The organism is Methylobacterium sp. J-030 (assembly GCF_022829545.1).
Classification (GTDB): domain Bacteria; phylum Pseudomonadota; class Alphaproteobacteria; order Rhizobiales; family Beijerinckiaceae; genus Methylobacterium.
Genome location: NZ_JAKSYM010000326.1, coordinates 48,038 through 61,227, shown reverse-complemented (window position 1 = coordinate 61,227; position 13,190 = coordinate 48,038). Strand labels below are relative to the sequence as shown.

Sequence of the window (13,190 nt, the reverse complement as noted above, 5' to 3'; positions counted from 1 at the left end):
CCGAGCGATGTGGGCCGCCGAGGGCGAGGCCGCCATCCGCACCGTCGTCGATACCGCGCGCCTCACAGGAAGAAGTCCCTTCGGCACCATCCTAAAGACCGTTGGCGCCTAAACCCTGCAACTACCGGGGTGGGTAATTACAGCCGTACCGCTAGCGGCTGAGGGAAGTTGGGGGCGGTGCTGGTCGGTGGCGAACGCATGGGGATGGTAGAGCACGCGCTTGAACGGTTTTTCGTCTGACGGCGAAAAATGCGCTCAGACGCCCCTGTCAGACACGCCAACGGCAGTGACCCACGCCTGTGGCGGTACGGATCGCACTCCGATAATTTCGAGGATGGTGAGGCAGGCGCTGCTCCCGGTGGGGCACGCGGTGTCGACGAAGATGGGGAGGGCGGTGCTGCCCTCGGTCCCCAGATCGCGTGGTCGCCGTTGGTTGTCTTCTACTGTACGCCGAACAGGCGCACAGCAGCTCGGTGCCGTTGCTTGTCGCCTCGATCTGGCCGGGCTGAGCGAGGGAGCAAGGAGCTGATTGCGAGCCCGGCCCACCTGGGCTTGCCGACCTTGGGTCGGGTGATAGCGGCTCGGCTTGGCTAGAATCGACTCGGGTTGCCGATCCACGCTCCAGCGCTTGGCAACTTGCGACGAAATCAGGGACGCGTTCGGCCAGCGCACATCAATCCCACAAGGGAATTACCTCCCCCCGCTGGTGCGGACCTGTGATTTCCGCCGGCGAGCGCGCGGATTGCCGGAGACAACGACGGAAGCGCTTAAATTAGGGTGTGGGTCCATGAATTGCTCGCGGACTGAGCGAGCCATTTCTGCAAGGCTGGCGTTGCGCGCGTTCGCTGTAGCTTTATCGCCGGACTCCTCAAATCCTTGCACTCTCAGATAATCTAGCGCAATTCGCGATAATTCTTCAGCGGATGGGGCGTTTTCCTTGTTATAGCTTTTTATAGCCAAGTAACGCCACATAACAGCCGGCACCTCGGCGCGGCCTTGTTCACGGTAAATTTTGTAGCGAGCTAGCCACTCATGGCTCGGGACATCTGCATATTTGACAAGTTCGTGCAGAGCTCGATGCGGAAAACGAATGTATAATGGTACGCTTCGTTCAGTAGGATTTACCTTATATGTTTCAATGATAGGGCGATCACGTCGCGGCGTCCAGGAATCATCTGAAAGACATATTGTCGGAAGCGTTATCTTAGATTCAAGCCAGTCTAAGTCCAGATCGTCTTCGGAAGCTTTCCAATAGTCTGGCTTTATACGGAATTGCCGGGCTTTTGGTGAACCATCGTCCCCCCTTAGGGGATCGTCGTCCCCATCGGATGCGCAAGTCGCTTCATCCTCATCCTCCGGTTGAGGGGGCTGCCGAACTACCTCCCAAGTAGAAACTGTCAGCCATACTGAGGCAGTCAGAACTCCAAGACGCAAGCCGATAATGATTTGATTGCGAACCGTTGAAGCAAGATCCTCATCGCTTCCCGCAGAGGGTGACAGCTCCCGGTGATTGAGCTTGCTCCTTTCAGTCGCTGACCAGTTGTTGTCGTAGAGAATCCGGCCGATACGATCTGCAAATCTTATTACAAGTTCTTCGGTTTGCTCAAAAGGGACTCTCATCGGGGAAAGCCGTTTTCGGAACGATGTCGCTCGCGCCATGTAGCAGCCCTTCTGTGCAATATATGCAACTATAAGATTTTCAATTGCGGTTGCTTTTGATTATGGCTGCTCTGTCTCTGAAAGAGGCGTGCGGGTCGGTTCGCCTGTCGCAACATATGCCGCCCATGCCTCCATGAGCGCACGGCGCTTCGCCAGTGCGTCACCTCGCCGGTACGCCTGCTCCGCCTTGTCCCCGACTGCATGAGCAAGCGCCGCCTCCGCGACCTCTCGGGGGAACTCCGTGCAATCGCCGGCCCAATCCCGAAACGACGAGCGGAAGCCGTGCGTCGTCGCTTTGACTTTCATACGTTCAAGCAGTGCGTCGAATGCGCCTGTCGAGAGGTGCCGGTCGCTTCGGTAGCCTTCGAATACGTAGGGCCCGCGGCGAAGCTGCATCATCTCCGCAAGGATCACGAGCGCGCGATCTGTGAGAGGAACCCGGTGGTCGCGTTCAGCTTTCATGCGCGCGGCCGGCACTATCCATAGTTTAGCAGTCACGTCGACCTCATCCCACCGTGCTCCCACGACCTCGCCCACGCGAGCAACCGTCAAGATCGCAAGCTCCAGCGCCCGCGCGGCAATACCATCCCGAGTACGTAGGTCAGCGACGAACGCCGGCACCGCCTCATAGGCGAGCGCAGCATGGTGCCCGCGTGTGAGCTTGCGCCGTTTGGAGAGAAGCTGATCCAAATGGCCACGCCAGCGCGCCGGGTTTTCGCCCGTGCGCAGCCCCTTCGCTTTAGCGGCGTCCAACACCTTCTCGATGCGCCCGCGGACGCGCGATGCAGTCTCCGCCTTCGTGGACCAGATCGGTCGGAGTACCGCGAGCAGGTCGTCGGTCGTGATGGCGTCGAGGGGCTTGGATCGGAGGCTTGAAGCGTAGGCGTTGAGCGTGCTCGTCCACTGTGCGGCATGCTTGGTATTGCGGAAGCCCTTGGCCAGTTCGGGCACGAGTTGATCGGCGAAGGCGCCGAAGGTCATGGCTGGAGTTGCGGGTGCCTCATTCTTGCGCCGGGCCTCAAGTGGGTCGAGGCCGTCTGCGAGCAGCCGACGAGCCTCGTCGCGCTTGCGGCGGGCGTCGGCCAGGGTGACGACATGTGCACCACCAAGGCCCATCTCTCGCTGCCTGCCATTGCAGCGATAGAGGAAGATCCAGCGGCGGGCTCCGCTTGGGTCGACAATGAGGTAAAGGCCATCGCCGTCTCCGAATCGGCCGGGACCGACCGTTTGAACAGTGCGGGCCGTGAGCTTATTGACCGCGCGTGACATAGTGTCCGCCAAACCCCCAGCGATTACCCCAGCGGCTGGCGCGGATCGTAGCGAATGTGGGTGAACATCAATGACCAGCGCAGCCGCTTAACACCTTGGTTATAAGGCGTTTTCGAATGAGGGCGAACAGCGGCGAACAATGAGCTGGCGGAGAGGGGGGGATTCGAACCCCCGATGCCCTTGCAGGCATGCCGCATTTCGAGTGCGGTGCATTCAACCGCTCTGCCACCTCTCCAGCAGTGATCCCAACCCAGGCGCGCGGCGCCGGAACCGGAATCATTGCTCGGGCTAGACCGAGGGCCTGTCCCCCAAAGAGTCGGGGACAGGCCCTCGAGCACAGCCGAGGGGGTCATAACGGGGTTGCGGTGTCAGGGCAAGCGCCGAGAGCCGCGCTCGATTGCCCGTCACACGACGCAGGTTCGCGCAAGGGGGATAGGCGCAGTGCCCCCCAAGCCGATATCGGCTGCCACCGCGTGATCCGCAGCCTCGCGGCGCGCCGGCCTCGCCGTGCGCGATCTCCTGCCGCCGCCGCAGGGCGAATTCGTGAAGGCGGACGGCGGACGCGTCATCGACGCGCACGGTCGCCGCGTCGCGGCGGCCCGAGAGCCCGTTCGACCGGCGTGCAGGGTGGTCCGCGGCACCCGGACGGATCCCGTCGTGGTCTCGAAAGGTCGAGACCTTTCACGGGTCCAGGGCGGAGCCCTGGTCACCATCTCAGGGCTCCACCTTGAGAACCCGCCAGGGGGCTTCAGTCCTTTGGAAACCCGGACTCCCGGGGCCAAGGAAGCTCCAGGGCAAGAAGCTCAGACCACCACGGTGATCGCCTGCGCGGCGCGGGTCAGGCCCGTGTAGAGCCAGCGCGCCCGGTGCTCGCGGAAGGCGTAGGATTCGTCGAAGAGGGTCACCCGGTCCCACTGCGAGCCTTGCGCCTTGTGCACCGTCAGCGCGTAGCCGTAGGTGAACTCGTCGGTCTCCCGGCGCAGGAACAGCGGGATCTCCTCGTCCGCGCCGGTGATCATCGCGCGCAACACCTTGATGTCGGTGGGCTTCCGGCGCAGCGCCGGGTCATCCTCGGGCACCACGTCGAGGCGGATCATGTCCGGCCGCGGCGGCGCGCGCAGGGCGTGGACCGTCCAGGTCGAGCCATTGAGCAGGCCCTTCACCCGGTCGTTGCGCAGGCAGACCAGCTTCTCGCCGATCGCCGGCATCGGATCGGTGTGGCCGGCGAGCTCCCGCAGACGGGCATTGTACAGCCGGCGCGTCTTGTTGAGCCCGACCAGCACTTGGTCGCATTCCAGCACCTCGGCCGGGTCGAGGGCGCGGCGCGCGACCACCCGGCTCTGGCCGTAGGTGCCCAGCTCCAGCCGGCCGCCCTCGCGGATCGTCATCGCCATGCGGACGATCGGGTCGTCCTTGGCCTGCCGGTGGACCTCGGTGAGCATCACGTCGGGCTCGGCCTCGGTGAAGAAGCCGCCGCCGCGCACCGGCGGCAATTGCGCCGGGTCGCCCAGCACCAGCACCGGCCGCTCGAACGACAGGAGGTCGGTGCCGAGGTCGGAATCCACCATCGAGCACTCGTCGATGATGATCAGGTCCGCCTTGGCGGCGGGGCCGGAGCGGTTCAGCGTGAAGGTCGGCCCGCCCTCCTCCGCCTCCTTGGTGCGGTAGATCAGCGAGTGGATCGTGGCGGCGTCGTAGCAGCCCTTCTGGCGCATCACCGAAGCCGCCTTGCCCGTGAAGGCGCCGTACACCACCGTGCCGTCGACGTCCTCGGCGATCCGCCGGGCGAGCGTGGTCTTGCCGGTGCCGGCATAGCCGAACAGCCGGAAGACCTGGGATCCGCCGTCCCGCCGCCACGCGGCGATCGCCTTGAGCGCCGCGTCCTGCTGGGGGGCGTAGGCCGCGGGCAGCCCCGCGCTCACGACGGCCCCGTCACGGCCAGCGCACCGAGGGCGGCATCGACGACAGGATCGACGCGACGTTGCCGCCGGTCTTCAGGCCGAAGATCGTGCCCCGGTCGTAGAGCAAGTTGAACTCGACGTAGCGCCCGCGCCGCACCTGCTGCTCAATGCGGTCGGCCTCGGTCCAGGCGGTGCGGACGTTGTCGCGCACGATCTTCGGATATGCCGCCAGGAAGGCCCCGCCCACGTCGCGCGTGAAGGCGAGGTCGGCCTGCGGGTCGCCGGTCCAGCGATAATCGTAAAAAATCCCGCCGATGCCGCGCGGCTCGTTGCGGTGCTTGAGGTGGAAGTACGCCTCGCACCACGCCTTGTAGCGCGCATAGTCGACGCCGTGGGCCACGCAGGCCCGCTCCAGGCAGGCGTGGAAATGGCGGCTGTCCGGGTCGTCCTGGGTGCGGCGCCGGTCGAGCACGGGGGTGAGATCGGCGCCGCCGCCGAACCACGCCCGCGTGGTCGCGACGAAGCGGGTGTTCATGTGCACGGTCGGCACGTGCGGGTTCCAGGGATGGGCGATCAGCGAGATGCCGGTGGCGAAGAACCGCGGATCCTCGTCGGCGCCCGGCATCTGGGCGCGGAATTCCGGCGCGAACTCGCCGTGCACGGTCGAGATGTGGACGCCGGCCTTCTCGAACACCCGGCCCTTGAGCATCGCCATGACGCCGCCGCCGCCGGGCCGGCCGGTATGGTCGGTGCGGTCCCAGGGCGTCTTCACGAAGCGGCCCGGCCCGTCCGGCGCGTCCGGATGGAACGGACCCGCGGCCTCCGCCTCGATGGCCTCCAGCGCCGCGAGGATGCGGTCCCGCAGGGTCGCGAACCACGCGGCGGCCTCGGATTTCATGGCCGTGACATCGGCCTCGGAGGGAGGCGCAGCCAGGGCTGCGCGCGCGTCGTCCGGCATCGTCATGCCCCAGGCTTTCCCACCCCGCCGGGCCGCCGTCAATTCGGTCCCGGCCGGCGGCGTCCGCTAATCCGCGGATCTGCCCACGGGCTTGAGCAGGCCGGTCGCGCTCGCCACCGGGGCCCCGTCGGCGCCGCGGATCTCGGCCTCGCAGAAGATCACAGCGCGCCCGGCCCGGGTGACGCGCCCCTCCGCGAGCAGGACGCCGCGGCCCGGATTCAGGAACCGGGTCTGCATGTCGAGGGTCACCACGGGGCGCCCGACGCTGAGGCGCGCCGCCGTGCCGAGGGCAACGTCGAGCAGGGTGCAGAGCACGCCCCCGTGGGCGATGCCGAGATTGTTGGCATGCTCGGGCTGCAGGACCAGCCGCAGCCGTGTCCGCCCCTCGTGGACGTCGAGGGCCTCGATCCCGCAGAACCGGACGAACGGAATGTGCGCGCCGAAAACGGTGCCCGGCTCCCAGTCCTGACCCACGCCCACCGTCCCGGTTCGCCCTGCTGCACCCCTTATGGCGCAGGCGGCGTCCAGTCCCAAGGCTCCCGGTCCCAACGCTCCCGGGGCCGAGCCTGCGTTCCGATGCCGGGGCACTCCGGCGGCCCCGAACCCTGTCGCGGACCGCGCCATGCCGGCTCCAACCGAAAACCGCGGCGCGATCTTCCTGATGGCGCGGCGCGAACAATCATGGCGCCACAGGACGCGCGTCGAGATTTCACCGATCTCGTCAGACGCGGAACCGATCTTCGCAGACGAACGGATCGGCTTGCCACCGGTCGGAGGCCCACAGGCACCGCGGTGGCGGCCGGGAACTCGTCAAACTGGCGATCCCGCCCATCGGGTTTCACGGGCAACGATTTCAGCTCGACCGGGCGGTTGAATAATATGCGTGTTAACGGCCGGCGCGTTGTGTAGGGAAATGCTCGACGACGACTTGATTTTGCTGCAGAGACGTTAGAACCGTCTCACCACCACCGCATAGAGGGAATCATCGATGGACGACAACGCCCCTGAACAGCAGCAGACCTTTATCGAGCAGGCCTCTGACATCGTCTCCGCGTATGTCTCGAACAATTCCGTGCCGATCAGCGAGTTGCCCGGCCTGCTCGCCGGCGTCCACGCCGCGCTGGCGAAGCTGTCGGCCCCCGCGGCGGCCGTCACGGAGGCGGCCGACAAGCCGACGGCGGCGCAGATCCGCAAGTCGGTGACCCCCGACGCGCTGGTCTCCTTCATCGACGGCAAGCCCTACAAGACGCTCAAGCGCCATCTCTCGCGCAACGGCCTGACGATCGAGCAGTATCGCGAGCGCTTCGGCCTGCCGCGGGACTATCCCTCGACGGCCGCGAGCTACTCGGCGCAGCGCTCCGAACTCGCCCGCAGCCTGGGCCTCGGCCAGCAGCGCCGCAAGTCCGCGGCGGTCGAGGAGCCGGCCGAGGACGTCGCCGAGAAGCCGAAGCGCGCGAGCCGCCCGCGCAAGGCCAAGGAAACCGCCTGAGTGCGCACATCCGGGCGCCCCGCCGAGCCGCAGACGGTTCGGCGCGTGGGCCCGGGTGCCGAGCGCCCGCTTGATCGTGGAACCCGGGCTTGCAAAGGGCTCTGCCCCTCGGCGGGTGCGCAGGACAGGGCCCTGAGATGTCCGGCTTCGAGACGTTCCCCAGGGCTCCGCCCCGGACCCGCGAAAGGTCTCGACCTCTCGGAACCACGACGTGAACGGTCCGTGCGACGCGGAAGACCTTGTGCTCCCGTCAAACGGACCCTGAGATCGGATGCCCCCGCGGGGCGCCTCCGTCAGGCGAAGTCGGCGAGATCGTCGGCGACGTCGCCCGCAGCGATCTCCGTCTCGGCCTTTCGACGCTCCGGGGGTATGCGCCCGTCATCGGAGTTCTGAACCGGCCGCTTCGGCGGCCGGGTTTCCGATGGATCCCCGTCGCCCTGCCCGTCCGGCGATCGATCCCGCACCTGATCCGCCATGCTGCGCGCCTCCGCCGATCCTGCGGAGCAATGCCGCTTCCGCCCCGCGCGTTCCGCCCCGGGCTCCCCCCTGAGACGACGGGCCGTTTGAAACTTCGCGCCCCCCCGCCGCGGGAGAGAATCCGGGCTGTCTGCGTTGCATGAGCGGATGCCGCCGGGCAGGCCGCCGGCAATAGGGATGGAACCCGCGATGATGGACACGCACACCCGGCCGGAGGCGAGCCGGCGCGACCTGCTGGCCGCTTCGCTCCTCGGCACGCTCCCGCTGCTCCTGGCGAGCGCGGCCGAGGGCAGCCCGCTCAACCCGGAGCAGACCATCATCCGCGCGCCCGACGCGCTGCCGTGGGTGCCGTCGAAGGATTATCCCGAGCGCAGCGTCGACCGGTGCGGCCTCACCGGCGACCTCAACGGCACCGGCCTGTACTATATGCTCATCCGCTGGTGGCCGGGCTACATGAGCGCGCCGCACACCTACACCTCGGACCGCTTCTGCATGGTCCTGTCCGGAACGTGGTGGTGCAACAGCGGAGCGGATTTCGATCCGGCCGCCTGCGTGCCCGTGAAGGCCGGCAGCTTCGTCCGCCGGGTCGCGGGGACGCCGCACTACGACGGCGTGGTCCGCGACGGGACGGAGCCGGCGGTCATCGCCATCTGCGGCATGGCGCCGGTCAACTACCGGCTGGTCGACCCGGCGCAGCCGGGCTGGCGCCGGGTCTGAGGGGCGACCCTTCGAGAACGCCCGTGCCGTCGTTCGGGAGTGAGACGTGGGCAATCGGTACGGGCTGGAGATCCGGGCGGCCGCGGGCTCCGACGCCGCCGGCCTCGCCGCTCTCCTGAGCGAGACCGGCGTGCCGGTCGGCGCTCCGGATCTGGCAACCCGGCTCGAGGGCCTTCAGCGGGACGGCGGCACCATCCTCGTCGCGGTGGAATGGGGGCCGCCGAGCGGGCTCGTCGCCCTCACCCCCGTCCGCACCCTCGACGCGCCGCGGCCCTTCGGCCTGATCACGACCCTCTTGGTCGCGGCCGAATCCCGGCGCCGGGGCATCGGGCGGGTGCTGCTGAAGGCGGCCGGGCGGGCGGCGCGCCAAGGCGGCTGCGACCGGCTGCTCCTGCGCGTCGGACCGGACCAGCCTGCCCTGCATGCCTTCTGCGCCGCGGCGGGCTTCACCGGCGAGACCGGACTCTACGAACGCCCCCTGCTGAAACGCGGATCCGGGGAGGGTTGAGCCCCGCGACATCCCTGACCGCAGCCGACGGCGTTTCCAGGCGTTGAATGGATCGAGCTGGAGACCCGTTCATGACCCTGCGTTCCGAGACCCCGCCGCCGCCCGCCAGCCTGCCGGCCGATCCGCCGCCGGATTCCGATGCGCCGACCACCGCGCAGCTCAAGGGCGACATCGACAGCGGTCGCACCGCCGACAAGACGCCGCACATGGATGTCGGGGCGGCGCCGCTCGGGACCTGCGAGGAGGCGGGCGGAACGCCGCCCTCGTCGCAGGAGGTCAGGCTCGCCCGGCAGAACGAGCGGGCGCCGTCCGAGAAGACGAAGGCCGGCTATGTGCACCAGCGGCAGCCCTGGGTGGTGCCGGCCTTCGTCGGCTTCATCGTGTTCGCGGCGGTGGCGCTCGGCGGGGGGCTCTGGCTGACGCATTGAGTCCGCCGGCCGCACCGGAGCCGGTGATGCAGGACGGCACGGTCCCGCGAGGAGCGTCTTAAAGGTCGATTCACGTCGATGCGGTTAGCGTGAGCTTACTGCAGTCCTGCGTAAACCGATCGTCCATGCCCCCATCCGTCGATGCTCCGCCGGACCTGTCCGGGCTCCTCGAACTCTCGCGCATCGAGAATCTCGATCTGAAGCCCGTGATCCTGCGGGTGCAGACCGATCTGTTCGTCCGGGCGCCGGGGCGCGACCGGGCCGCGACCGAGATCTTCGAATCCCTGGCCCGCGGCCTGATCCCCACGGTGGACGAGGAGACGGCCCGGGTGGTCGCCCGAAAGCTCGCCCCCTGCCCCGAGACGCCGCCGGCGGTCCTTGAGGCGCTGGCATTGCGCGGCGGCGGCGCCCGCGACGCGGTGATCGAGCTGGCGCCCACGCTGAGTCGCAGCCTGATCGACGCCGCGCTCGCCGACGGCTCCGACATCGCCGACCGCGTCGCCGCCCGGTCCGGGCTCAGCCGCGAGGCGGCGGACGAACTCTCCCGCGAGGGCCGCCCGGAGATCGACCGGGCGCTGGCCGCCAATCTCGGCATCACCCTGCGCGGCGCGACCCTCGCCCGGCTCGTCGGCCGCGGCCGCGGCGACGCCGAGCTCGCCAGGCGGCTGCTGGTGCGCCCCGACGTCTCCGCCGCCGACCTCGTGCCCCTCTACCTGCACGCCGACCCGATGCGCCGGACGGTGATCGGCCGGAGCGTGGAGGCGACCGCGGCCCTGCGCCCCTGCCCGCCCCCGCCCCGCGACCTCGGCCAATCCCTGACCCGGCTCTCGGCCGCGCACGACGTGGCGGCCTTCGTCGCGGCGCTCGCGGCCGGGCTCGGCCTGCCCCACGATTTCCTCGCTCTGGTCGCCGATCCCGGCGCCCGGTACGACCTCCTCACCCTCGGCCTGCGCGCGGCCGGGCTGCACGAGGAGGAGGCGGTCTACATCTTCCTCACCCTCAATCAGGGCGTGGCGCGCTCGGCCGAGCGCGTGGCCGACCTCGTGCGCCTGTTCCGCACGGTGAGCCGGCCGGCGGCGCGGGACCTCGTGGCGGCGATCCTCGACCGGCCGCTCACCGAGCGCGGGCGCAGCGAGGCGCACCAGCCGCTCCACGGCCCGGAGGCGAAGCTGCGCCAGGGCGGCGCCGCGCAGCGCACGACCCTGCCGGCGCGAACCCGCCCGGCCTCCAAGGTGGAGGCGGGCTGAGGGAGCGCCGTCAGCGGGGCGCGACGCCCCGCCAGGCGGGCTGCCGGTCGGCCTCCTCCAGGGTGTCGGTCGAGGAAGTATCCGTCGAGGCTTGGGGCTCACCGGCCCGGCGGCTCAGCTCCGCCAACAGGCCCCGGGCGAGCACCGCCCGGGCGGCCCGCTCGCGGGTCTCGGGCGGAACAGCCTCCAGGGCCGCGGGCAGCAAAGCCGCGGCGCTCGGCAGCCCCCCCGAGAGCTTGCGCGCCTCCGCGGCCGGATCCGCGCCGCCGCGCATCAGCGCGAGATACGAGAGCACGCCGATCACCAGCGCGGCGCGCAGCAGGACGGTCATGGTTCGAACTCTCCGCTCGGAATGGAGCGCATCGAGCCGGAAGCCGACGGTCGCCATCCAAGACGATACGCGACGCCGAGATTTCGACGGTTTTCGTGAACCGGGCCTCAACCGCGCCGGTCTTTCGCGCGCGATGGTGAACGAAGCTTATCCGAATGCGCTTGGTTACCTCGCGGAAAGCATCCTGATCGTTCTGACCAGTCGCGCAACACTCGTTTAAGCCGCCTCTGCGACCGTCCGGAAGTCGTTCGAAAGTCGAACCGGAGGCGCGAGGGATGCGGAAACGCGTACTCGCGGCGTGTGCCAGCCTTGCCCATCAAAAAAGTCCTGACGTCCTTGATCGACGACCGTCTCGCGGGGCTGGTTCACGCCTCCGCGGCCGATGATGCCGCGGCCCGCTGCCGCCACCAGCGCTTCCTGGTGTCGCGGCTTGCCACGGGCGCCGTGATGATGGTCGGGCTGCCGCCCTACCTGCTCTGGCGCGGCGTGCCCTCGGGCATCGAGGTGCTGGCGATCGCGAGCCTGCTGCTGCCGGTCTTCGCCGCCGTCCTGCTGGTCCGGACCGGATCCCTCTGGCTCGCCCACGCGCTCTCCGCCGCGGGCCTGACCGGGATCGTGGTGGCGCTGGCGGCCGTCACGGGGGGCGTCGCGTCCCCGGCCGCGGTCTGGCTGGTGGCGATCCCCGTGGAGGCGCTGATCTCCGGCTCGCTGCGCGCGACGCTGGCGGCCTCCGCCATGGCGGTTCTCGGCGTGCTGGCGGTGGCGGGCCTGGATGCCGTCGGGGTCTCTCTGCCAATGATGGACATCTCCGCCGGCCTCGCCTTGCCGGCCTTCGCGCTCACTGCGATCGGCCACGTCGCCGCCCAGGCCCTGGAGCACAAGCGCAACGAGGGCGCGTGGCGCGCGCGGCTGCGCGACAACGAGGCCCGGGACCGGCTGCTGCTCTCGGCGATCGACGACCTCGTGACCTGGCACGACCGCAACGGCCGCGTGGTGGAAGCCTCCGTGTCGGCGGCGCGGCTGCTCGGCAGCGATCCCGAGCGCCTGCACGGCCACGGCCTCCTGGAGCGGGTCCACGTCGCCGACCGGCCGGCCTTCCTCAAGGCGGTGAGCGACGTCGCGGCGACGGGGCGTCCCGCCACCCTGCCGCTGCGCCTCCACGTCGAGGCCGGACGGGCCGACGGCGCGCACCTGATCCACGCCGAGATGCGCGCCCATCGGATCGCGCACGGTCCCCACGAGACCGCGACCGCGGTGGTGGCGGTGACCCGCGACATGACCGAGCATCACCGCCACGCCGAGGAGCTGGAGCGCGCCCGCGCCGAGGCCGAGCGGGCCGATGCGATCAAGGGTCGGTTCCTGGCCAACGTCACCCACGAGCTGCGCACGCCGCTCAACGCGATCATCGGCTTCTCCGAGGTGCTGGCCGGCGAGGGCGCCCCCAGCCTCAGCGCCGATCAGGCGCGGGACTATGCGGGGATCATCGGCGCCTCCGGGCACCACCTGCTCGGCGTCGTCAACACGCTCCTCGACATGAGCCGGATCCAGAGCGGCAACTTCGACTACGCGCCGGAGGCCTTCGACATGGCGGGCCTGCTCCAGTCCTGCTGCGACCTGATGCGCCTGCGAGCCGAGGCCGCCGGCGTCACCCTGGCGGTCGCCGCCGCGGGCCCGGTCGAGATCACCGCCGATCCCGGCGCCTGCCGGCAGATCCTGATCAACCTCGTGTCGAACGCCGTGAAGTTCACCCCGCGCGGCGGCCGGATCGACCTGTCCCTGCGCCGCGGTGCCGAGGGGCTCGACATCGTCGTGGCCGACACGGGTTGCGGGATCGGCGCGGACGATATGTCGAAGCTCGGCACGCCGTTCTTCCAGGCCGGGGCCGCCGGCTACCAGCGCCAGCACGAGGGGACCGGCCTCGGCCTCTCGGTGGTGCAGGGGCTGGTCGGGCTGCACGGCGGCGCGATGCGGATCGAGAGCGCCCCGCAGGCCGGCACCGTCGTGATCGTGACGCTGCCCCATCTGTGCCGGTCGCCGGAGGCCGCCTGCGGCCCGGCCCCGATCCGCACCGCCGTGCGGGGCGCCCCCGCGCCGCGCCGGGTCGTGCGCCTGCCGCTCGGCCTGTTCGACGCGGAGCCGAGCACCGAGCCGAGCGCCCGGCCGGGTTCGGCGCTGCGCCGCACCGGCTGAGCCGAAGATCGTCCGG

13 protein-coding genes and 1 tRNA gene are annotated in these 13,190 nt (G+C 69.3%); 6 read left to right on the top strand and 8 right to left on the bottom strand.

All coding sequences use genetic code 11. The features are described 5' to 3' along the window. Positions 1–690 precede the first annotated feature (690 nt). The 6 genes from MKK75_RS25670 to MKK75_RS25640 form a co-directional block, all read right to left on the bottom strand. Positions 691–1,659 (bottom strand): hypothetical protein, encoded by a 969-nt coding sequence (locus tag MKK75_RS25670; protein ID WP_244045325.1) that lies wholly within the window; start codon positions 1,657–1,659, stop codon positions 691–693. 60 nt (positions 1,660–1,719) lie between these two features. Then, positions 1,720–2,928 carry a tyrosine-type recombinase/integrase gene (locus MKK75_RS25665; RefSeq protein ID WP_244045324.1) on the bottom strand — a complete coding sequence of 403 codons (1,209 nt, stop codon included), beginning with the start codon at positions 2,926–2,928 and terminating at the stop codon, positions 1,720–1,722. A 145-nt stretch (positions 2,929–3,073) separates the two neighbouring features. Next, positions 3,074–3,163, bottom strand: a tRNA-Ser gene (locus MKK75_RS25660). Positions 3,164–3,731: 568 nt separating this feature from the next. Then, entirely contained in the window at positions 3,732–4,850 is a 1,119-nt protein-coding gene (locus MKK75_RS25650; RefSeq protein WP_244045323.1) for an ATP-dependent RecD-like DNA helicase, read from the bottom strand. A 10-nt stretch (positions 4,851–4,860) separates the two neighbouring features. Then, on the bottom strand, positions 4,861–5,793 hold the full coding sequence (gene hemF, locus MKK75_RS25645; protein WP_244045322.1) for an oxygen-dependent coproporphyrinogen oxidase: 933 nt from the start codon (positions 5,791–5,793) through the stop codon (positions 4,861–4,863). A 60-nt stretch (positions 5,794–5,853) separates the two neighbouring features. After that, positions 5,854–6,261: a PaaI family thioesterase gene (locus MKK75_RS25640; protein WP_244045321.1), complete on the bottom strand. Its 408-nt coding sequence runs from the start codon at positions 6,259–6,261 to the stop codon at positions 5,854–5,856. Between the two features lie 514 nt (positions 6,262–6,775). On the opposite strand from MKK75_RS25640, the gene MKK75_RS25635 reads away from it, so the two are divergent. Continuing rightward, entirely contained in the window at positions 6,776–7,276 is a 501-nt protein-coding gene (locus MKK75_RS25635; protein ID WP_244045320.1) for a MucR family transcriptional regulator, read from the top strand. A gap of 293 nt (positions 7,277–7,569) precedes the next feature. On the opposite strand, the gene MKK75_RS25630 is transcribed toward MKK75_RS25635, so the two are convergent. Next, the gene (locus MKK75_RS25630; RefSeq protein ID WP_244045319.1) at positions 7,570–7,752 is read right to left on the bottom strand and encodes a hypothetical protein; all 183 of its coding nucleotides are present in this window, start codon (positions 7,750–7,752) and stop codon (positions 7,570–7,572) included. A gap of 190 nt (positions 7,753–7,942) precedes the next feature. Between MKK75_RS25630 and MKK75_RS25625 the strand changes: the two genes are divergently transcribed. The 4 genes from MKK75_RS25625 (at position 7,943) to MKK75_RS25610 (ending at position 10,653) form a co-directional block, all read left to right on the top strand. Further along, a complete protein-coding gene (locus MKK75_RS25625; RefSeq protein WP_244045318.1) occupies positions 7,943–8,470 on the top strand; it encodes a hypothetical protein in 528 nt (175 codons plus the stop codon). 46 nt (positions 8,471–8,516) lie between these two features. Next, the gene (locus tag MKK75_RS25620; RefSeq protein ID WP_244045317.1) at positions 8,517–8,978 is read left to right on the top strand and encodes a GNAT family N-acetyltransferase; all 462 of its coding nucleotides are present in this window, start codon (positions 8,517–8,519) and stop codon (positions 8,976–8,978) included. A gap of 71 nt (positions 8,979–9,049) precedes the next feature. Further along, positions 9,050–9,406, top strand: a complete 357-nt coding sequence (locus MKK75_RS25615; protein WP_244045316.1) for a hypothetical protein — start codon at positions 9,050–9,052, stop codon at positions 9,404–9,406. 125 nt (positions 9,407–9,531) lie between these two features. Continuing rightward, positions 9,532–10,653, top strand: coding sequence for a DUF2336 domain-containing protein (locus MKK75_RS25610; RefSeq protein ID WP_244045315.1), 1,122 nt, complete (start codon positions 9,532–9,534; stop codon positions 10,651–10,653). Positions 10,654–10,663: 10 nt separating this feature from the next. On the opposite strand, the gene MKK75_RS25605 is transcribed toward MKK75_RS25610, so the two are convergent. Further along, positions 10,664–10,984, bottom strand: a complete 321-nt coding sequence (locus MKK75_RS25605; RefSeq protein WP_244045314.1) for a hypothetical protein — start codon at positions 10,982–10,984, stop codon at positions 10,664–10,666. 300 nt (positions 10,985–11,284) lie between these two features. On the opposite strand from MKK75_RS25605, the gene MKK75_RS25600 reads away from it, so the two are divergent. Next, positions 11,285–13,174 (top strand): PAS domain-containing sensor histidine kinase, encoded by a 1,890-nt coding sequence (locus tag MKK75_RS25600; protein WP_244045313.1) that lies wholly within the window; start codon positions 11,285–11,287, stop codon positions 13,172–13,174. The last annotated feature ends 16 nt before the right edge of the window (positions 13,175–13,190 follow it).